The 352-nt window shown below is 68.5% G+C and carries 1 protein-coding gene; it reads right to left on the reverse strand.

Annotated elements, in window-relative coordinates:
• Positions 1 to 352 (reverse strand): N,N-dimethylformamidase beta subunit family domain-containing protein (locus tag EN852_RS36825; protein ID WP_348643537.1); only part of this gene is annotated, 352 nt, incomplete at both ends.

Raw genomic sequence — 352 nt, forward strand, 5'->3', positions numbered from 1 at the left:
GGCACCGTTTCGTCCTGGATGGCGGTGAGGCCGCGGCGCCTCCTTGGGCAGCACCACGAAGCCGCGGCACCAGGGGCGCTGCGTCGATACCATGGTGGCGTACTGATCGCGCTTCGGGCCGGTGATGCCCTGATAGTGGTTCGAACCGCCCCAGGTGTTGTAGGCGAGCCAGGTGCCGGTCGCGGCGACCTGCAGCAGGCGGCCGGGTTTTTTGCCGGGCAGCGGCGCGACGATAAAGAGGTGGTGGCTGTGGATCGGCCTGCCGTCGCGACCTTCCGCCGATAGCGTGACCCGATAGCCGCCGGATGGCCAGTCGTCGCCGACGCGTAACTCAAACGACGCTTCCCAGCCG

Origin of the sequence: Mesorhizobium sp. M2E.F.Ca.ET.209.01.1.1 (assembly GCF_004010375.2) — a bacterium.
Classification (GTDB): Bacteria; Pseudomonadota; Alphaproteobacteria; order Rhizobiales; family Rhizobiaceae; genus Mesorhizobium.